This window comes from Klebsiella sp. RHBSTW-00215, assembly GCF_014103785.1.
Taxonomy (GTDB): domain Bacteria; phylum Pseudomonadota; class Gammaproteobacteria; order Enterobacterales; family Enterobacteriaceae; genus Klebsiella.
In genome coordinates this window covers 2929402-2946955 of the sequence record NZ_JABXQS010000001.1, presented here as the reverse complement: position 1 = coordinate 2946955, position 17554 = coordinate 2929402, and the positions used below count along the sequence as shown (strand labels likewise).

19 protein-coding genes are annotated in these 17554 nt (G+C 54.5%); 10 read left to right on the top strand and 9 right to left on the bottom strand.

The features are described 5' to 3' along the window. The first annotated feature begins 40 nt into the window (after nucleotides 1-40). Complete coding sequence (locus HV127_RS13975) at nucleotides 41-1219, top strand: Gfo/Idh/MocA family oxidoreductase (protein ID WP_112214130.1); 1179 nt, start codon at nucleotides 41-43, stop codon at nucleotides 1217-1219. A 158-nt stretch (nucleotides 1220-1377) separates the two neighbouring features. Beyond that, entirely contained in the window at nucleotides 1378-2742 is a 1365-nt protein-coding gene (locus tag HV127_RS13970; RefSeq protein WP_182236723.1) for an MFS transporter, read from the top strand. 96 nt (nucleotides 2743-2838) lie between these two features. On the opposite strand, the gene HV127_RS13965 is transcribed toward HV127_RS13970, so the two are convergent. After that, nucleotides 2839-3330 (bottom strand): YajQ family cyclic di-GMP-binding protein, encoded by a 492-nt coding sequence (locus HV127_RS13965; RefSeq protein WP_110273763.1) that lies wholly within the window; start codon nucleotides 3328-3330, stop codon nucleotides 2839-2841. Between the two features lie 142 nt (nucleotides 3331-3472). Here HV127_RS13965 and panE point away from each other — a divergent pair, with 142 nt between their 5' ends. After that, nucleotides 3473-4384: a 2-dehydropantoate 2-reductase gene (gene panE / locus HV127_RS13960; protein ID WP_182236721.1), complete on the top strand. Its 912-nt coding sequence runs from the start codon at nucleotides 3473-3475 to the stop codon at nucleotides 4382-4384. Then, nucleotides 4347-4937: a protein deglycase YajL gene (yajL, locus tag HV127_RS13955; protein WP_182236719.1), complete on the top strand. Its 591-nt coding sequence runs from the start codon at nucleotides 4347-4349 to the stop codon at nucleotides 4935-4937. Before panE ends, yajL begins: the two co-directional genes overlap by 38 nt. A gap of 63 nt (nucleotides 4938-5000) precedes the next feature. On the opposite strand, the gene thiI is transcribed toward yajL, so the two are convergent. Next, the gene (gene thiI, locus HV127_RS13950) at nucleotides 5001-6449 is read right to left on the bottom strand and encodes a tRNA uracil 4-sulfurtransferase ThiI (RefSeq protein ID WP_182236717.1); all 1449 of its coding nucleotides are present in this window, start codon (nucleotides 6447-6449) and stop codon (nucleotides 5001-5003) included. A gap of 199 nt (nucleotides 6450-6648) precedes the next feature. Here thiI and xseB point away from each other — a divergent pair, with 199 nt between their 5' ends. From xseB to HV127_RS13930, 4 genes are read left to right on the top strand one after another with little or no spacing between them, the layout of a single operon-like run. After that, nucleotides 6649-6891: an exodeoxyribonuclease VII small subunit gene (xseB, locus tag HV127_RS13945; protein ID WP_110273767.1), complete on the top strand. Its 243-nt coding sequence runs from the start codon at nucleotides 6649-6651 to the stop codon at nucleotides 6889-6891. Beyond that, nucleotides 6892-7791, top strand: coding sequence for a (2E,6E)-farnesyl diphosphate synthase (gene ispA, locus HV127_RS13940; RefSeq protein ID WP_142515307.1), 900 nt, complete (start codon nucleotides 6892-6894; stop codon nucleotides 7789-7791). 18 nt (nucleotides 7792-7809) lie between these two features. After that, nucleotides 7810-9672 carry a 1-deoxy-D-xylulose-5-phosphate synthase gene (dxs, locus tag HV127_RS13935; RefSeq protein ID WP_182236714.1) on the top strand — a complete coding sequence of 621 codons (1863 nt, stop codon included), beginning with the start codon at nucleotides 7810-7812 and terminating at the stop codon, nucleotides 9670-9672. Nucleotides 9673-9731: 59 nt separating this feature from the next. Beyond that, nucleotides 9732-10706, top strand: a complete 975-nt coding sequence (locus HV127_RS13930) for an aldo/keto reductase (protein WP_182236712.1) — start codon at nucleotides 9732-9734, stop codon at nucleotides 10704-10706. A 136-nt stretch (nucleotides 10707-10842) separates the two neighbouring features. Here HV127_RS13930 and pgpA read toward each other — a convergent pair whose 3' ends face one another. The 6 genes from pgpA to nrdR all read right to left on the bottom strand — a co-directional run bounded on the left by pgpA (nucleotide 10843) and on the right by nrdR (nucleotide 14942). Next, on the bottom strand, nucleotides 10843-11358 hold the full coding sequence (gene pgpA / locus HV127_RS13925; protein ID WP_182236710.1) for a phosphatidylglycerophosphatase A: 516 nt from the start codon (nucleotides 11356-11358) through the stop codon (nucleotides 10843-10845). Beyond that, on the bottom strand, nucleotides 11339-12313 hold the full coding sequence (gene thiL, locus HV127_RS13920; RefSeq protein ID WP_182236708.1) for a thiamine-phosphate kinase: 975 nt from the start codon (nucleotides 12311-12313) through the stop codon (nucleotides 11339-11341). The genes pgpA and thiL overlap by 20 nt, the downstream gene beginning before the upstream one ends. A 74-nt stretch (nucleotides 12314-12387) precedes the next feature. Continuing rightward, on the bottom strand, nucleotides 12388-12807 hold the full coding sequence (gene nusB, locus HV127_RS13915) for a transcription antitermination factor NusB (RefSeq protein ID WP_110273773.1): 420 nt from the start codon (nucleotides 12805-12807) through the stop codon (nucleotides 12388-12390). A 19-nt stretch (nucleotides 12808-12826) separates the two neighbouring features. Continuing rightward, nucleotides 12827-13297, bottom strand: coding sequence for a 6,7-dimethyl-8-ribityllumazine synthase (ribE, locus tag HV127_RS13910; RefSeq protein ID WP_110273774.1), 471 nt, complete (start codon nucleotides 13295-13297; stop codon nucleotides 12827-12829). An 88-nt stretch (nucleotides 13298-13385) separates the two neighbouring features. Next, the gene (ribD, locus tag HV127_RS13905; RefSeq protein ID WP_182236706.1) at nucleotides 13386-14489 is read right to left on the bottom strand and encodes a bifunctional diaminohydroxyphosphoribosylaminopyrimidine deaminase/5-amino-6-(5-phosphoribosylamino)uracil reductase RibD; all 1104 of its coding nucleotides are present in this window, start codon (nucleotides 14487-14489) and stop codon (nucleotides 13386-13388) included. 3 nt (nucleotides 14490-14492) lie between these two features. Beyond that, entirely contained in the window at nucleotides 14493-14942 is a 450-nt protein-coding gene (gene nrdR / locus HV127_RS13900) for a transcriptional regulator NrdR (protein ID WP_110273776.1), read from the bottom strand. Nucleotides 14943-15089: 147 nt separating this feature from the next. On the opposite strand from nrdR, the gene HV127_RS13895 reads away from it, so the two are divergent. Both HV127_RS13895 and HV127_RS13890 read left to right on the top strand, forming a co-directional pair. Then, nucleotides 15090-15632 (top strand): DUF3251 domain-containing protein, encoded by a 543-nt coding sequence (locus HV127_RS13895; RefSeq protein ID WP_182236704.1) that lies wholly within the window; start codon nucleotides 15090-15092, stop codon nucleotides 15630-15632. 295 nt (nucleotides 15633-15927) lie between these two features. Continuing rightward, on the top strand, nucleotides 15928-16812 hold the full coding sequence (locus HV127_RS13890) for a nucleoside-specific channel-forming protein Tsx (protein ID WP_182236702.1): 885 nt from the start codon (nucleotides 15928-15930) through the stop codon (nucleotides 16810-16812). 44 nt (nucleotides 16813-16856) lie between these two features. Here HV127_RS13890 and HV127_RS13885 read toward each other — a convergent pair whose 3' ends face one another. Then, complete coding sequence (locus HV127_RS13885; protein ID WP_182236700.1) at nucleotides 16857-17546, bottom strand: YafY family protein; 690 nt, start codon at nucleotides 17544-17546, stop codon at nucleotides 16857-16859. Nucleotides 17547-17554 lie beyond the last annotated feature (8 nt).

The window sequence follows — 17554 nt, the reverse complement described above, 5'->3', positions numbered from 1 at the left end:
ACCTCTGAAATCCGTAGTATCTATAAAGGAGAGCACCATCATGTTAAACGGCATGAAACCCTTATCTCGCTCCCTGCGCTGGGGAATGGTCGGCGGCGGCGGTACCAGCCAAATTGGCTATAGCCACCGCTGCGCGGCGCTACGCGACAATGTCTTTACCCTGCTGGCCGGTGCGCTCGATATAGATGCCGAGCGCGGGCGTCAATTTGGCGAGCAGCTCGGAATCGCTCCAGAGCGTTGCTACGCCGATTATCAAACATTGTTTGCAGAAGAGGCCAAACGTCCTGACGGTATTGAGGCCGTTTCGGTGACCACGCCAAATAATACCCACTTCGCCATCACCAAAGCGGCGCTGGAAGCCGGGCTGCACGTTGTCTGTGAAAAACCGCTGTGCTTTACCGCCGATGAAGCCCGCGAACTGCTGGCGCTGAGTAAAAAGCAGAATAAAATCATCGGTGTGACCTACGGCTATGCCGGACACCAGATGATCCAGCAGGCACGGCAGATGATCGCCGAAGGGATGCTCGGTGAGATCCGCATTATTAATATGCAGTTTGCCCACGGTTTTCATAATGAAGCCGTCGAACTGCAGGCTGAATCTACCCGCTGGCGCGTGACGCCAAAATATGCAGGGCCAAGCTATGTGCTAGGGGATTTGGCAACTCACCCGCTGTTTATTGCGGAAACGATGGTGCCAAATCTCAACATCACCCGGCTGATGTGCTCACGACAGAGCTTTGTCAAATCCCGCGCCCCGCTGGAAGATAACGCCTTTGTACTGATGGAATATAACAATGGCGCAGTCGGTTCTCTATGGACCAGCGCAGTCAATAGCGGCGCAATGCACTCGCAGAAAGTGCGCGTTATCGGGGAAAAAGCCAGTATCGAATGGTGGGATGAGCGCCCGAATCAGCTCAGCTATGAGGTACAGGGCGAACCGGCACGCGTTCTTGAGCGCGGGATGCCCTATCTGAGTCAGCAAGCGCTGGCGGACGATCGTATCGGCGGAGGCCATCCGGAAGGATTGTTCGAGGCCTGGGCTAACCTCTACCGCCGCTACGCTATCGCCATGGACGCAATGGATCGCGGCGATCGTGAATTCCTGGAGACTTTCTGGTATCCGAACGTCGAAGCCGGACTCCACGGCGTTTACTGGGTTGAACAGTGCGTTAAATCCGCCGATGCAGGCGGTCAGTGGGTTGACTTCAACTGCCAATAATCTCTGCACGCCAGTGGAGGCTCCTCCACTGGTTTCTTTCTCTCTCTACCCCACCTACCTCATCATGCAACACTGCCGTAATATCTGTTAAACAAACATTTATTTACGCTTTAGGTTCCCCCCACTACACTAGTCGCAGTTTTTATATTGAGGTGGTAATGAACGATAACAAAATGACGCCAGGCGAGCTGCGCGCGACCTGGGGTTTGGGGACCGTATTTTCTCTGCGCATGCTTGGCATGTTTATGGTCCTCCCGGTTCTGACCACCTATGGCATGGCGTTACAGGGCGCAAGTGAAGCACTCATTGGTCTGGCTATTGGTATCTATGGGCTGGCTCAAGCGATATTTCAGGTGCCTTTCGGCCTGCTTTCTGACCGAATTGGTCGTAAACCGCTGATCGTCGGCGGCCTGTTAATCTTCGTTATCGGCAGTATTATCGCCGCCCTATCTGACTCCATCTGGGGCATCATTCTTGGCCGCGCGCTACAAGGCTCCGGCGCGATTGCCGCGGCGGTGATGGCGCTGCTTTCTGATTTAACCCGCGAGCAGAATCGTACCAAAGCCATGGCTTTTATTGGCGTCAGCTTCGGCGTCACCTTTGCTATCGCTATGGTTCTCGGGCCTATTGTTACTCATCAGCTTGGCCTGCATGCCCTGTTCTGGATGATTGCCGTCCTGGCGACGCTCGGTATTTTGCTCACTCTGTGGGTGGTGCCTAACAGCCACAATCACGTGCTGAATCGCGAGTCCGGGATGGTAAAAGGCTGCTTTCGTAAAGTGCTTGCGGAGCCAAAGCTGCTGAAGCTTAATTTCGGCATTATGTGCCTGCACATCATGCTGATGTCCACCTTCGTCGCCCTTCCGGGTCAGCTGGAGGCCGCCGGATTCCCTGCCGCTGAGCACTGGAAAATCTATCTGGTCACCATGCTGGTCTCATTTGTCGCCGTGGTACCGTTTATTATCTACGCCGAAGTGAAGCGCAAAATGAAGCGCGTATTCATGCTGTGCGTGGCTATTTTGCTGATAGCTGAAATTGTCCTTTGGGGAGCTGGGGGATACTTCTGGGAGTTGGTGGCCGGCGTTCAACTGTTCTTCCTTGCGTTCAACCTGCTGGAAGCGCTACTGCCCTCGTTAATCAGTAAAGAATCACCTGCCGGATATAAAGGCACCGCAATGGGAATCTACTCCACTAGCCAATTCCTCGGCGTGGCAATTGGCGGGGCTCTCGGCGGTTGGGTGGATGGCTTCTTTGACTCGCAAACCGTATTCCTGCTCGGAGCATTGCTGTCTATGCTGTGGTTACTGGTAGCCAGCACCATGAGCGAGCCGCCATATGTCAGCAGTTTACGAGTAGAAATTCCAGACGATGTTGTAGCCGATGCAATGTTGCAGGCGCGCTTGCAAGCTAAAGAAGGTGTAAAAGAGGCTCTGGTGGTTGCGGAAGAGCGTTCGGTGTACATCAAAATCGACAGTAAATTGACTAATCGCTTTGAGGTTGAGCAGGCCATCAAAGGGACGTAAAAAAAGCGGGGTAACCCGCTTCTGGCTGATGCTCGTGTTTAGCCGGGCAGCGATTAACGCTTTGCCCGGCCTACAAAACACAGCAATATCAATATATTAATCGCGGAAGTTTTTGAACTGGAACGGCTGGCCTAAATCACCGCCGCGCACCAGCGCCATGACCGCCTGCAGATCGTCACGCGCTTTACCTGTCACGCGAATTTCTTCGCCCTGGATCTGCGCCTGCACCTTCAGCTTGCTGTCTTTAATCAGTTTGACGATTTTCTTCTGCATCGAGCTCTCAATGCCCTGCTTCAGCTTCGCATCAACAAACCAAGTTTTACCGCTGTGCACGAACTCATCCGGCACCTCGATAGAACTACCTTCAATTCCGCGTTTTAGCAGCTTGGCGCGCAGAATATCCAGCAGCTGATTAATCTGGAAATCAGATTCGCTGAGGACCTTGATGGTCTCGTTTTTTTCGTTCAGCTCAAAGCTCGCTTCAACGTTACGAAAATCGAAACGCGACTCAACTTCACGGGTTGCGTTCTCTACAGCGTTTCGAACTTCCTGAAGATCGACTTCAGAGACAATATCGAAAGATGGCATCTTTTCCTCTCCTTCCGTTTCTTTTGCGTTGCATAATACCCACAACGCGACATAACTCAACTTGTTATCCCGAAAGGATAACTGATAACGCTATACTTTAGCCATGAGCACCTGATGCTGCACTTACAGGTGAGGAGGAATAATGAAAGTAACCGTACTCGGATGCGGTGCACTGGGACAGTTATGGCTAACTGCGCTGTACAAACACGGACATGAAGTCCAGGGCTGGTTACGCGTCCCACAGCCATTCTGTAGTGTTAATGTGATTGAAACCGACGGTAGTGTGTTTAATGAATCATTCACCGCTAACGATCCTGATTTTCTCGCCAGCAGCGACCTGCTGCTGGTCACGCTCAAGGCCTGGCAGGTCTCCAATGCGGTGAAAAATCTCAGCGAAATCCTACCTGTTTCATCACCTATCTTATTAATGCATAACGGCATGGGTACCGTTGATGAGCTTAAGAGCGTCAAACAGCCGCTGCTGATGGCCTCGACCACCCAGGCAGCCCGACGCGATGGCAACGTTATCGTCCACGTTGCCAACGGTACCAGCCATATTGGCCCGGCAAAAGTTTATCCGCAGGACTACAGTCACCTTGCCGATGTCTTACAGGGCGTGCTGCCCGACGTCGCCTGGCATAACAATATTTATCCCGCAACCTGGAGTAAGCTGGCGGTAAATTGCGTCATTAACCCGCTGACGGCGCTAAAAAATTGCCAGAACGGTGAATTACGTAAATATCCGCAAGAGGTTGCCGCTATCTGTTATGAAGTCGCCGCGGTCATGGAACGTGAAGGGATGCATACCTCGCCGGAAAACCTGTTATTCTATATTCATCAGGTCATTGAAAGTACGGCAGAAAATACATCCTCAATGCTGCAGGATATTCTCGCCCAGCGCCATACGGAAATCGATTATATCACCGGTTTTTTACTCAAACGCGCCCGTGCCCACGGCATAGCCGTACCGGAAAATGCCCGCCTATTTGAACAGGTTAAGCGTAAGGAGAATGAATATGAGCGCGTCGGCACTGATTTGCCTCGCCCCTGGTAGCGAAGAGACCGAAGCGGTCACCACCATCGATTTACTCGTTCGCGGCGGCGTAAAAGTCACTACAGCAAGCGTCGCCAGCGATGGTAACCTGACGATCGTTTGTTCGCGCGGCGTCAAACTGCTGGCAGATGCGCCGCTGGTCGAAGTTGCCGACGGCGATTTTGACATCATCGTTCTGCCTGGCGGGATTAAAGGTGCAGAGTGCTTCCGCGATAGCCCGCTGCTGGTAGAAACGGTACGCCAGTTTCATCTTTCCGGGCGTATTGTCGCGGCGATCTGCGCCGCGGCGGCCACCGTGCTGGTACCGCATAACCTCTTCCCAATCGGCAATATGACCGGTTTTCCCACGCTGAAAGAGCAAATCCCCACCGAACAATGGCAAGACAAACGCGTCGTCTGGGACCCGCGGGTTAACCTGCTCACCAGTCAGGGGCCGGGAACATCAATTGATTTCGCACTGAAGATCATTGATTTGCTGGTTGGGCGTGAAAAAGCCCATGAAGTCGCATCACAGTTGGTGATGGCGGCGGGAATTTATAACTATTACGAGTAAATGCAAAACAGCAACCCAATCCAGGGTTGCCGTTTTCAATGCTTACGCCTGCGTCAGGAAAATCTACGGGCGATACACCTTAACATTCTCAAAGCCCTGCTCACGCAAATACAGCGCCTGCAGGCGGCTCATGACGCCACGTTCGCACCACAGCAGCCAGGTTTTACTCTGGTCGAGATCGCCGAATTTAGTGCTCAGCTTGTAGAACGGCAGGGAAACCACATCGATACCCTCTACCTTCAGCGGCCTTTCATCCTGCTCATCAACAGAACGAATATCGAGGATAACGTCGTTAGGGCCGAAACCGCTGACGGTTTCCACTTCCACTACGTCCTGCTCGGTCTGCTGGGCAATATCGCGAATATCAATGTTATTCGCTTCCGCCACCACTTTCTCAAGGATGCTGAAATCGAAGTTTTCTTCTTCCGCTTCGATCTTCGCCTTCACCGCTTTCACGGTCGGGCTCTTCGAGATAACGCCGCAGTATTCCGGCATCGTGCGGGCAAAATCTTCGGTGCCGATTTCACGTGCCAGATTAATGATGTGCTCTTTATCGTGTGAGATCAGCGGACGCAGGATCAGCGTATCAGAGACGTTGTCGATTAAGCGCAGATTGGTCAGCGTCTGGCTGGAAACCTGACCCAGCGCTTCGCCGGTTACCAGCGCCTGCACGCCGTAGCGCTCAGCGACTTTCGACGCCGCACGGACCATCATACGTTTGAGCACGACGCCCATCTGGCCGTCGTCGACTTTCTCAAGAATTTCGCCTACCACTGGCTCGAAATTAATCGCCACAAAACGCACGCGGTGGGAGCTGCCGAAGCGGTTCCACAGATAATGCGCCACCTGACGTACGCCGATTTCATGCGCAGCGCCGCCGAGATTAAAGAAGCAGTAGTGCACACGGCAGCCACGACGCATCAGCATATAGCTGGAAACGCCGGAGTCGAAACCGCCGGAAATCAGCGACAGCACATCTTCCTGAGTACCGATGGGATAACCGCCGATACCTTCATAACGCCCTTTTACCAGCAGCAGACGATCGTTTTCGATCTCCAGGTTTACCGTGACATCGGGGTCAGTCAGCTTTACGCGCGCCGTTTCAATGTGCTGGTTAAGACCGCCGCCGACGTAGCGTTCAACTTCGATAGAGGTAAACTCATGCTTACCGCGACGTTTGACGCGCACACAGAAGGTCTTACCTTCCAGCGTTTCACGCCACAGCGGCAGCGTCTGCTCGAAAATATCGTGCAGCGAGGTGAAAGGAACGTCTTCGACTTCCAGAATATGGTGAATACCCGGAATACGCGTCAGCGCATCGCGAATAGCCAGGCGCTGATTTTCATCTTTTGCCCGGACTTCGATATGATCCCAATGACGAACGACGGCAAGCGTCTCATCATAGTTTTTGAGAACGTTACGAATGTTCCCGGTTAAGATTTTAATGAAGCGCAATCGCACAGATTGGCTTTTGATGGTGATTTCCGGGAACAATTTAATGATAAACTTCATGGCGACAATAGTTCGTTGGCAAGCCCGACTGGGCTTTGAGCATAAAAAGTTGTACAGGCGCAACCGGCGTCTGCATCCAGGGCGCGGAGTATACCACTATTGGACGCTTTCCACCTGGCATTGCGCGTTATTTGATTAACCGCTCGACTTCGTTACCATATTGATAGCCATCGAGACATAACAAGAGTCTATATTCACTATGCCAAAGAAAAATGAAGCCCCGGCCAGCTTTGAAACCGCCCTGGGCGAGCTGGAGCAAATAGTCACTCGTCTGGAAAGCGGCTCACTACCGTTAGAAGACGCACTCGGCGAATTTGAGCGCGGAATACAGCTGGCCCGCCAGGGGCAAGCAAAACTGCAGCAGGCCGAACAGCGCGTACAAATTTTGCTGGCGGATAGCGAAGACGCGCCGCTTACGCCTTTTACGCCGGACGCTGAATAAATGAACTTCCCGCAACAGCTACAGGCATGCGTTGAGCAGGCCAATGAAGCGCTGCGCCGCTTTATCGCCCCGCAGCCCTTTCAGAACACTCCGCTGGTCGAAGCGATGCAGTACGGTGCATTATTAGGCGGCAAACGCCTGCGTCCATTTCTGGTTTACGCTACTGGCGACATGTTTAGCGTTAGCCGTACCACGCTGGATGCCCCTGCCGCTGCCGTCGAATGTATTCATGCTTACTCACTGATACACGACGACCTGCCGGCCATGGATGATGACGATTTACGCCGCGGCCAGCCGACCTGCCATATAAAATTCGGTGAAGCGAACGCAATTCTTGCCGGGGACGCGCTACAAACGCTGGCGTTTTCTATACTGAGTGATGCGCCGATGCCAGAAGTCGCGGACCGCAATCGTCTGGCAATGATTTCTGAACTGGCGCAGGCTAGCGGCATCGCCGGAATGTGCGGCGGTCAGGCGCTGGATCTGGAGGCGGAAGGCCATCAGGTTGACCTGCAGGCGCTGGAACGCATCCATCGCCACAAAACCGGAGCGCTCATTCGCGCGGCAGTACGTATGGGCGCGCTGAGTGCGGGTGAAGCGGGACGTAAAGCGCTACCCGCGCTCGATCGATACGCAGAAAATATAGGTCTCGCCTTCCAGGTCCAGGATGACATTCTCGACGTGGTAGGGGATACTGCGACCCTTGGCAAACGTCAGGGAGCCGACCAGCAGTTGGGAAAAAGTACCTACCCCGCTCTCCTGGGACTTGAGCAAGCCCGGAAAAAGGCCCATGACCTGATTACCGACGCCCGCCAGTCGCTAAATGAGCTGGCCGCGCAATCTCTGGATACTACGGCACTGGAAGCGCTCGCGAATTACATAATTCAGCGTGATAAATAAACAATAAATGAGTCTCTGATGAGTTTTGATATTGCCAAATACCCGACCCTGGCGCTGGTGGATTCCACCCAGGAGTTGCGTTTGTTGCCGAAAGATAGCCTACCGAAACTGTGCGATGAACTGCGCCGTTATCTGCTGGACAGCGTCAGCCGTTCCAGCGGGCATTTTGCTTCTGGTCTCGGCACGGTAGAGCTAACCGTGGCGCTGCACTACGTCTATAACACGCCGTTCGACCGTCTTATCTGGGACGTCGGCCACCAGGCCTACCCGCATAAAATTCTGACCGGTCGCCGTGACAAAATCGGCACTATTCGCCAGAAAGGCGGCCTGCATCCCTTCCCGTGGCGCGGAGAAAGTGAGTATGACGTCCTGAGCGTCGGCCACTCTTCTACCTCTATCTCTGCCGGGATCGGCATCGCTATCGCCGCCGCGAAAGAAGATAAGCAGCGCCGTGCGGTCTGCGTGATCGGCGACGGGGCAATCACCGCCGGGATGGCGTTTGAAGCAATGAACCACGCGGGCGATATCAAACCCGATCTGCTGGTGGTGCTCAACGACAATGAAATGTCGATTTCCGAAAATGTGGGCGCGCTAAACAACCATCTGGCGCAACTGCTTTCTGGAAAACTCTACTCCACGCTGCGCGAAGGCGGCAAAAAGGTTTTCTCTGGCGTACCGCCGATTAAAGAGCTGCTCAAACGCACCGAGGAACACATCAAAGGGATGGTGGTTCCGGGGACGCTGTTTGAAGAGCTGGGCTTTAACTACATTGGGCCGGTGGACGGTCATGATGTTATCGGTCTGGTCAATACGCTGAAGAACATGCGCGACCTTAAGGGGCCGCAGTTCCTGCATATTATGACCAAAAAAGGTCGTGGCTATGAGCCAGCCGAAAAAGACCCGATAACCTTCCATGCGGTGCCTAAATTCGACCACACCAGCGGCGTGCTGCCAAAAAGCAGCGGCGGCCTCCCCTCTTACTCAAAAATCTTCGGCGACTGGCTGTGCGAAACCGCGGCCAAGGACGACAAACTGATGGCCGTTACGCCAGCGATGCGCGAAGGGTCCGGGATGGTCGAGTTTTCAAAAAAATATCCCGACCAGTATTTCGACGTAGCGATTGCTGAGCAGCACGCGGTGACCTTTGCCGCCGGGCTGGCGATTGGCGGCTACAAGCCAGTGGTCGCAATTTACTCTACCTTCCTGCAGCGCGCCTATGATCAGGTGATTCACGATGTCGCCATCCAGAAGCTGCCGGTGCTGTTCGCTATTGACCGCGCGGGGATTGTCGGCGCAGATGGTCAGACCCATCAGGGCGCGTTTGATATCTCCTTCCTGCGCTGCATTCCGGATATGGTCATTATGACCCCGAGTGATGAGAACGAATGCCGCCAGATGCTGTACACCGGTTATCACTATAACGAGGGTCCGAGCGCGGTGCGCTACCCGCGTGGCTCCGGCACCGGAGCTACGTTTGAGCCGCTGACCTCACTGCCTATCGGTAAAGGCGTGGTGAAACGTGAAGGCGAGAAAATCGCAATTCTGAACTTCGGCACGCTTCTGCCGCAAGCGGCAAAAGCGGCGGAAAATCTTAACGCCACGCTGGTGGATATGCGCTTTGCCAAACCGCTGGACGAGTCGCTGGTCCTACAGCTTGCCGCAGAACATGACGTGCTGGTGACCCTGGAAGAGAACGCCATTATGGGTGGCGCGGGTAGCGGCGTGAATGAACTGCTGATGGCCCGTCGCCGTGTGGTGCCGGTGCTGAATCTGGGCCTGCCTGATTTCTTTATCCCACAAGGGACTCAGGAAGAAGTTCACGCCGAGCTCGGCCTGGATGCCGCTGGTATAGAAGCCAAAATCAATACCTGGCTAGCATAATCCCTCCTGGTGCTCCTGCTATGCTTAAAGGATACCCTTTAAAGTAGCAGGAGCGCATTATGCATTACATTCCCCTTGGCGATACCGATCTGCGTGTTTCCCGGCTTTGCCTTGGCTGTATGACCTTCGGTGAACCGGATCGCGGTAACCATGCCTGGACCTTACCGGAAGAGAGCAGCCGCCTGCTGATAAAGCACGCTCTGGAAGGCGGCATTAATTTTTTCGACACCTCAAACAACTATTCTGACGGCAGCAGTGAGGAGATCCTCGGCCGCGCGCTGCGTGAGTATGCCCGCCGCGACTCGGTTATCGTTGCTACCAAGGTTTATCATCAGGTGGGTGATCTACCGCAGGGCCTGTCGCGGGCGCAGATTCTGCGTTCCATTGACGATAGCCTGCGCCGCCTCGGCATGGAGTATGTCGATCTACTGCAAATCCATCGCTGGGATTACAGCACGCCCATCGAAGAGACCCTGGAGGCGCTAAACGATGTGGTTAAGGCGGGTAAGGCTCGCTATATCGGCGCGTCGTCGATGCATGCCCGGCAGTTCGCTCAGGCTCTGATGTTGCAGGAGCAAAACAACTGGGCGCGCTTCGTGACCATGCAGGATCACTACAACCTGATTTACCGCGAAGAAGAAAATGAGATGTTGCCGCTGTGCAGCCGCGAAGGCGTCGCGGTGATGCCGTGGAGCCCACTGGCGCGCGGTCGCCTGACTCGTCCCTGGGGAGAAACGACCGCCCGACTGGTATCGGATGAAGTCGGTAAGGCGCTCTACAACGCAACGGATGAAAACGATGAGTTGATTGCCAACAACCTGGCCGAGGTAGCGGAGGAGCTTGACGCCAATCGCGCCCAGGTCGCGCTGGCCTGGCTATTGAGCAAACCCGGCGTGGCCACGCCAATTATCGGCGCATCAAGGCAGGAGCAAATGGACGAGCTGCTACATGCAGTCGATTTAACGCTCACCCCGGAGCAGATTGAAAAGCTGGAGACGCCGTATAAACCGCACCCGATTGTCGGGTTCAAGTAGCGCTCTGTTCCCACAAGATTCCCGGCTCGCGCTACGCTAAGCCGGGCTACGGGTCCTGCGCGATCTGCGGATTAGGTAGCCCGGACAGGTGCGCAGCACCGCCTCCGGGAAGCTGCTGACCTGGAGTTTACTGTGCTTAGAAAAGACCAATCGGCCAGTGGTGACCAATCACGTACAGCACCCCGGCGGAAATCACCCCGGCGACGATATCGTCTACCATGATCCCCATCCCGCCGTGAATGTTGCGATCAAACCAACGGATCGGCCATGGTTTCCACATATCAAAAATACGGAAAATCACAAACCCGGCGGCGACCCACTGCCAGTCCATCGTCGGTAACGCCATCAGGGTTATCCACATCCCGACAAACTCGTCCCAGACGATACTGCCGTGATCGTGAGTACCCATATCTTTCGCCGTACGATGGCAGATATAGACGCCGATGCAGATGCTCATCATCACCACCAGCGAATAGAGCTGCCAGGGGAGTAAGGTAAGCAGATACCAGAACGGAATCGACGCCAGCGATCCCATTGTTCCGGGCACCACTGGGCTCAGACCGCTACCAAACCCCGTCGCCAGCAGGTGCCAGGGGTTAAGCATATTCAGGCGGCTTTTCGCCACATCTTTACTACGCGCCAAAATGGTCATATCCCTTAAAATCGAGCGTGACAGGCTTGCCTTCGCGGATAAATTGCAGGCCTTCCGATTCCGGGAGAATCTGGCCAATACAGGTGAAACGCGCGCCGAGATTGGCGAGGGCGACGTCCAGCGCCCCACGGTTCAGTTCAGGAACGGTAAAGCACAGCTCATAATCTTCGCCGCCGGAGAGTGCCCAACGCAACGCCTGTTCCGTTTCAACCTGACGCTGCAAAGCCTCGGAGAACGGCATCGCATCGAGATCGACGCGCGCGCCGCAACTGCTGGCGTTAAGAATATGACCCAGGTCGGAAATCAAGCCATCGGAGAGATCGATAGCTGAGGTTGCCAGATCGCGCAGCGCCTGCCCCTGCAGAACGCGCGGCAGCGGACGCAGGTGGCGCGCCAGCAGGTAATCAGCATCGGGCGCATCTTCAACCTGAAGCCTGTCCTGCAAAATCGCCAGTCCCGCAGCGCTGTCACCCGGCGTTCCGGTGACGTAAATCCAGTCGCCAGGCTTCGCTCCGGAGCGCTTCAGCCCGCGCCCTGTCGGCACAAAGCCGTGGATACCCAGCGTCATCGACAACGGCCCACGAGTGGTATCGCCGCCAATCAACTGCATATCGTAATAGTTGAGCTGGACAAACAGGCTGTCGCTAAAGGCTTCAAGCCAGGCTTCGTCTGCTTCCGGCAGGGTCAGGGCCAGCGTTAACCATGCTGGTTCCGCGCCCATCGCGGCGAGGTCGCTCAGATTCACCGCCAGCGCTTTATAAGCGAGGTCGGCAGGGTCGATGTCAGGTAAAAAATGGTTTCCCGCCACCAGGGTGTCGGTGCTGATTGCCAGCGTTTTTTTCTCGGGGATATTCAGGAGCGCGCAGTCGTCGCCAATGCCGGTTTCAACATCAAGACGAGCGCTTTTAACACGATCAAAATAACGGGCAATCAGGGAAAATTCGCCGCATGCCATACGTTATGCCTCAGCAAAAGAAAGAATAAGGCCAGATTTGCAGGAAAGAAAATCTGCAAATCCGGCCCTGGGGTTTACTTTTTGTTGGGACGAATTACCGGGGCTGCTTTATCCAGCACGCCGTTGACAAACTTGTGGCTATCTTCAGCGCCAAAGGTTTTCGCCAGTTCAATGGCTTCGTTAATCGCAACTTTGTACGGGACATCGCTACGCTTTGACAGCTCAAACAGCGCAATTCGCAGTACCGCTTTTTCCACCTGACCCAGCTCTTCCAGCAGACGGGACAGGTACGGCTTCATCAGGCCGTCGAGGTACGCGCTGTTAGTCGCCACTCCGGTCAGCAGTTCACGGAAATACAGAACGTCAACATCTTTCACATCCTGTTCCGCCAGGAACTGGTATTCGACATCAGCGATGTCGTTTTTGGACAACTGCCAGGAGTAAAGCGCCTGGACAGCACACTCACGGGCGCGGCGACGAGCAGCAGGTTTCACGGAATTCCCCTTACAAAAATCAGGCCTTGATGGCTTTCAATACGTTAATCATTTCCAGCGCAGTCAGCGCTGCTTCAGCGCCTTTGTTACCGGCTTTGGTGCCAGCACGCTCGATGGCTTGTTCAATACTTTCAGTGGTCAGAACACCGAAGGCTACCGGGATCCCGCTGTCCTGAGCGACATGCGCCAGGCCATTGCTTGCTCCGCCAGCCACATATTCAAAGTGCGCAGTGCCGCCACGGATAACGGTACCCAGCGCGATCACCGCATCATATTTACCGGTTTTCGCCAGTGCGTCAGTCGCCAGCGGCAGCTCATACGCACCTGGAACCCAAACAACGGTAATGTTTTCATCTTTGACCTGGCCAATGCGTTTCAGGGCGTCAATCGCACCTTCCAGCAGGCTGTCATTGATAAAGTTGTTGAAACGCGCAATGGTGATGGCGACGCGGGCGTCCGGGGTAGCAACGTTAGCTTCAATAATGTTCATACTCTTCCTTCGGGTTCACTTGGCCCCGCAAGGGGGGCGGATTCTATCATATTAATCGGCGCACTGCTTTCCCTTTTGTCCGGGGAAATCAAGCGTTCACTAAATGCAGGCAAATATCCGGGCCTACATGACGTATCTCGTTGAATTTGAAATGGGGTGCCTGGTTAAGTTTCTCAAGCCCCGGTAGCGCGCATAATCCGCGTGCGTCGGTGCCTAACAGTTTAGGCGCAATGTAGACGATAAGCTCGTCCACCAGCCCGGCCTGCAACAGCGCACCGGCAAGCGTTGGCCCCGCTTCAACCCAAATACTATTAATTTGCTGTTTACCCAGTTGCATCATCAGCACCACCAGATCGAGATGGTCGTTATGCTCAGGAACCAGCAGATTGCGCACGTTTTCCGGCCACTGACGAGCATCTTCGTGAGTGCGAGCAAACAGCGTCTCGCCCGCCTGCTGCACAATGCGATGCTGTGGGGTCACACGATTCTGGCTATCGATAACAACCCGTAAAGGCTGGCGCAGATTTTCCTGTGGGTACAAGGCCTGGGTTTCGGCGTTGAGCTCGTCCCAGCGAACGGTCAGCGCCGGGTCATCCGCCAGCACGGTTGCGCTGCTGGTAAGGATGGCGTGGCTTTGCGCACGCAGACGCTGCACGTCGCGACGCGCCTGAGGCGAGGTGATCCACTGGCTTTCACCGCTAGCCATCGCCGTACGGCCATCCAGCGATGCGCCCATTTTAAGCTGGATATAAGGAAATCCGGTACGCATCCGCTTGAGAAAACCTTTATTCAGCGCTTCAGCTTCGTTCATCATCAGCCCGTGACTGACGTCGATGCCTTCCTGCTGCAGACGGTACAGACCGCGCCCCGCCACCTGCGGATTCGGGTCCTGCATCGCAGCAACCACACGAGAAACGCCCGCGGCAATCAGCGCTTCGCAGCACGGCGGCGTACGCCCATGATGGCTGCAGGGTTCCAGCGTGACGTAAGCCGTCGCGCCTTTGGCTTTTTCACCGGCCATACGCAGCGCGTGGACTTCAGCGTGAGGTTCGCCAGCACGGTAGTGAAAACCTTCACCGACGATCTCGCCATCTTTGACGATAACGCAGCCGACATTCGGGTTGGGATGAGTGGTAAAGCGTCCGCGCGCGGCCAGCTTGAGCGCCCGCGCCATGTACATTTCGTCCAGCATAGCTTAGTCCTGTAGGCGGGCGATCTCTTCGCCGAACTCTTTGATATCTTCAAAGCTGCGATAGACGGAAGCAAAGCGGATATAGGCCACTTTATCGAGCTTTTTCAGCTGCTCCATCACCAGGTTGCCGATCATTTTGCTCGGTACTTCGCGCTCGCCGGTCCCGCGCAGATGCGTTTTAATGTGGTTAACAGCCATTTCCACGTCGTCAGAGCTGACTGGACGTTTCTCCAGGGCTTTCAACATTCCGCTACGCAGTTTTTCTTCATTGAAGGGTTCACGCACATCGTTGCTTTTTACAACCCGCGGCATCACCAGCTCCGCCACTTCAAACGTCGTAAAACGTTCATTACAGACCAGACACTGGCGACGGCGGCGCACGGAAGAGCCCTCGCCCACCAGACGAGAGTCGATAACTTTGGTATCTACGGCGAAACAGAAAGGGCAATGCATAGCGCGTCCTGACATGTAATTAAACTAACAGGTAGTTTACCGCGAAGTGACGCGACAACAAAGGAAGAGCTTTTGAGATAAAGGATCTATAGTGCGCTTACCTGAACAGTCTACCATTAAGCATCCTCTGTTAACGGAATCCCAACCATGACAAGACGTTATTTAAAACTGGCCATTATGGGTAGCCTTTTCACCCTCAGCGCCTGTGCACAGCAAAGCGAGGTCCGCCAGATGAACCAGAGCGTGAGTACGTTGAGCAAAGAAATGACTCAGCTCAATCAGCAAACGGTAAAAATCACCCAGCAAAACGTCCTGAATGCGAAATCGACCCGCGGCGTTTATCTGCTGCCTGACGCAAAAACGCCAGCGCGATTGAACAGCCAGATCGGTACTCTGCGCATGTCGCTGCTCAATATCACGCCAGATGGTGACGGAACCAGGTTGACGCTGCGCATTCAGGGCGAATCCAACGATCCGCTGCCGGCATTTAGCGCAACCGTGGCTTCAGGACAAATCAGCGGTACGACTGAGAATTATCAGGAAGTGAACGTGCAGGATCAGCTGATTAGCGCCCCGGCAAGCACGCTGGCACCGAGCGACGTCGATATTCCACTGCGCCTGAATGGCGTCACGCCGGAACAAGTCGGTTTTGTCCGTATCCACGATATTCAGCCCGCAAATATGCAGTAACACCTTCCGCCGGATATCACAAACATCCGGCGCTTCCCTGTACTGAAAATCCATTTACAGATTTCCCGATCGGTTCACTAAAAATTGACAGCATTTATGAATTTCAGTGGCATTTTGTCAAGAAATGCATAAAATCGTGAACGCAATCGATTACGTATATGTTCGTTATGTGAAACAACACATATTTTTGTGAGCAATGATTCCTATAATAGACGCCACAGAAATACGAAATATTTAGAAACGCTTCGACGATTCTTTTAACGCCTTCAGGCTTAATTTAAACAGTGGCATCATTATGAAAAAAACATTACTGGCAGCGGGCGCCGCTCTTGCGCTCTCCGCATCTTTCTCTGTCAGCGCGGCAGAAAACGACAAACCGCAGTATCTGTCTGATTGGTGGCACCAGAGTGTAAACGTGGTGGGTAGCTATCACACCCGTTTTGGGCCGCAGATCCGTAACGATACCTATCTGGAATATGAAGCGTTCGCCAAGAAAGATTGGTTTGATTTCTATGGCTATATGGATGCGCCGGTCTTCTTCGGTGGTAACACCGACGCAAAAGGTATCTGGAACCACGGTTCGCCGCTGTTTATGGAAATTGAGCCGCGCTTCTCTATCGACAAACTGACCGGTACTGACCTCAGCTTCGGTCCGTTCAAAGAGTGGTATTTCGCGAACAACTACATCTACGATATGGGCCGCAACAAGTCCGGTCGTCAGAGCACCTGGTATATGGGTCTGGGTACCGATATCGATACCGGCCTGCCGATGAGTCTGTCCCTGAACGTCTATGCGAAATACCAGTGGCAGAACTACGCAGCGTCCAACGAAAATGAGTGGGACGGCTACCGCTTCAAAGTGAAATACTTTGTGCCGCTGACCGATCTGTGGGGCGGTTCACTGAGCTATATCGGCTTCACCAACTTTGACTGGGGTTCCGATCTGGGCGATGACAACTTCTATGATATGAACGGCAAGCATGCGCGCACCAGCAACTCCATCGCTTCCAGCCATATCCTGGCCCTGAACTACGATCACTGGCACTACTCTGTCGTGGCGCGTTACTGGCATAACGGTGGCCAATGGGCGGACGACGCTAAGCTGAACTTCGGCAACGGCGACTTTAACGTCCGTTCTACCGGCTGGGGTGGTTACCTCGTAGTCGGTTACAACTTCTAATCTGCTCTGTTTTCCCCGGCGTCCGCGCCGGGGATACCTCATCATTAGCGCTCTTCGCATCTCACCTTACGCATAAAATCGCTCAATGAACGATCGGCTCGTTCGCTGAAATGACGCCCGGTCATGACAATATCCAGGCACCGATCAAGGCGAAAACAGCGATAATCCTCACGCAGCTCGCACCAGGTTACCAGCAGCCAACGTTCTCCCCAGAAAAAAAGCCCCAGCGGCAGCACTTCGCGCTGCGACACGTTTCCGGCCTCATCACGATAGTGCAGCGCCAGCGCCTGCTGACCAGAAACCGCCCGATGAACTAAATCAAACTGGTCTTTAGTGTAGCCCTGAGCGCCAAAGTCCGGAGCAAACAAGCGCGACTGTTCCGCCTTGCGCCGACTCTCCGCGGGCAAAATCGCCAGCACTTTTTCCTGCGCCGACTCCAGCGCTTGAGACAACGACGCGCCGCCCCAGGTCTGCAGCATCCGAATCGCCGCCACCAGCGCTTCGGACTCCTGGGTCGTTAGCATCAGCGGAGGTAAATCGTAGCCCGCCAGTAGTCGGTAGCCGCTTCCTGCCTCCCCTTCCACCGGCACGCCAGAGAGCGACAGATCGCGAATATCACGGTAAATCGTGCGCTCCGACACACCAAGCCGCTCGGCCAGTAGCCCGGCTGTGGTTAACCTTCTACCGCGCAGGATCTGGACGATTTGAAAAAGGCGGTCGGCGCGTCGGCTCATTTCTGTTA

What these genes read in the sequence shown, in the direction of transcription:
- HV127_RS13975 (WP_112214130.1), top strand. Translation starts at nt 41, where the DNA reads ATGTTAAACGGCATGAAACCCTTATCTCGCTCCCTGCGCTGGGGAATG.
- HV127_RS13970 (WP_182236723.1), top strand. Translation starts at nt 1,378, where the DNA reads ATGAACGATAACAAAATGACGCCAGGCGAGCTGCGCGCGACCTGGGGT.
- HV127_RS13965 (WP_110273763.1), bottom strand. Translation starts at nt 3,330, where the DNA reads ATGCCATCTTTCGATATTGTCTCTGAAGTCGATCTTCAGGAAGTTCGA.
- panE (WP_182236721.1), top strand. Translation starts at nt 3,473, where the DNA reads ATGAAAGTAACCGTACTCGGATGCGGTGCACTGGGACAGTTATGGCTA.
- yajL (WP_182236719.1), top strand. Translation starts at nt 4,347, where the DNA reads ATGAGCGCGTCGGCACTGATTTGCCTCGCCCCTGGTAGCGAAGAGACC.
- thiI (WP_182236717.1), bottom strand. Translation starts at nt 6,449, where the DNA reads ATGAAGTTTATCATTAAATTGTTCCCGGAAATCACCATCAAAAGCCAA.
- xseB (WP_110273767.1), top strand. Translation starts at nt 6,649, where the DNA reads ATGCCAAAGAAAAATGAAGCCCCGGCCAGCTTTGAAACCGCCCTGGGC.
- ispA (WP_142515307.1), top strand. Translation starts at nt 6,892, where the DNA reads ATGAACTTCCCGCAACAGCTACAGGCATGCGTTGAGCAGGCCAATGAA.
- dxs (WP_182236714.1), top strand. Translation starts at nt 7,810, where the DNA reads ATGAGTTTTGATATTGCCAAATACCCGACCCTGGCGCTGGTGGATTCC.
- HV127_RS13930 (WP_182236712.1), top strand. Translation starts at nt 9,732, where the DNA reads ATGCATTACATTCCCCTTGGCGATACCGATCTGCGTGTTTCCCGGCTT.
- pgpA (WP_182236710.1), bottom strand. Translation starts at nt 11,358, where the DNA reads ATGACCATTTTGGCGCGTAGTAAAGATGTGGCGAAAAGCCGCCTGAAT.
- thiL (WP_182236708.1), bottom strand. Translation starts at nt 12,313, where the DNA reads ATGGCATGCGGCGAATTTTCCCTGATTGCCCGTTATTTTGATCGTGTT.
- ribE (WP_110273774.1), bottom strand. Translation starts at nt 13,297, where the DNA reads ATGAACATTATTGAAGCTAACGTTGCTACCCCGGACGCCCGCGTCGCC.
- ribD (WP_182236706.1), bottom strand. Translation starts at nt 14,489, where the DNA reads ATGCTGGACGAAATGTACATGGCGCGGGCGCTCAAGCTGGCCGCGCGC.
- nrdR (WP_110273776.1), bottom strand. Translation starts at nt 14,942, where the DNA reads ATGCATTGCCCTTTCTGTTTCGCCGTAGATACCAAAGTTATCGACTCT.
- HV127_RS13895 (WP_182236704.1), top strand. Translation starts at nt 15,090, where the DNA reads ATGACAAGACGTTATTTAAAACTGGCCATTATGGGTAGCCTTTTCACC.
- HV127_RS13890 (WP_182236702.1), top strand. Translation starts at nt 15,928, where the DNA reads ATGAAAAAAACATTACTGGCAGCGGGCGCCGCTCTTGCGCTCTCCGCA.
- HV127_RS13885 (WP_182236700.1), bottom strand. Translation starts at nt 17,546, where the DNA reads ATGAGCCGACGCGCCGACCGCCTTTTTCAAATCGTCCAGATCCTGCGC.